The organism is Pseudomonas sp. GM49 (genome assembly GCF_000282355.1).
Classification (GTDB): domain Bacteria; phylum Pseudomonadota; class Gammaproteobacteria; order Pseudomonadales; family Pseudomonadaceae; genus Aquipseudomonas.
On sequence record NZ_AKJL01000210.1, the window covers coordinates 1 to 772 of the forward strand.

Sequence of the window (772 nt, forward strand, 5' to 3'; positions counted from 1 at the left end):
CCGGCCAGCCAGTTCGGGTGCGCAGGCCAGGCCGGAGCCGTGGCCAGATTGCCCTGAACATGGCCATCCGTCATTGGAATGTCGATATACGTACCGCCCGCCAGTCGCACTTCCGGAGCGCAGGCCGGATAGGCGCTGCATTCGCGACCTTCGAGGACACCCGCTGCCGCCAGCAACTGCGCGCCATGGCACACAGCGGCGATCGGCTTGCCGGCCTTATCGAAGGCGCGCACCAGTTCCAGGACCTTTTCGTTCAGGCGCAGGTACTCCGGCGCACGGCCACCCGGAATCAGCACAGCGTCATAATCGGCGGCGTTGACCTTGGCGAAATCAAAGTTCAGGGCAAACAGGTGACCGGGTTTTTCACTGTAGGTTTGGTCGCCTTCAAAGTCATGGATCGCCGTGCGCACGGTCTGGCCGGCGGCTTTGTCCGGGCAAACGGCGTGCACCGTATGGCCGACCATCAGCAGCGCCTGGAACGGCACCATCACTTCATAGTCTTCGACGTAATCACCAACCAGCATCAGAATTTTTTTCGCAGCCATGGGGAGGACTCCTCTGGAAAATGCGTGGGCATGCAGGAGTATTCAAGGTAGTCCTTATCGAGCGGGTCGGGTAACAACCGGCTACTACCCTGTGGCGAGGGGGCTTGTCGGACCGCCGCACCGCCCCGTTCGCCTGCGAAGCAGGCGCAAAACAGGACAATGCGGTTCGTTTGATGAAACCGGATAGGGGCTGCTGCGCAGCCCAACGGGGGCAAGCCCCCTCGCCA

General features: G+C 61.9%; 1 protein-coding gene. It reads right to left on the reverse strand.

Annotated elements, in window-relative coordinates:
- A partial coding sequence (locus tag PMI29_RS10430) for a DJ-1/PfpI family protein (protein WP_008000185.1) occupies positions 1-545 on the reverse strand: 545 nt, incomplete at its 3' end.
- Positions 546-772: the final 227 nt, after the last annotated feature.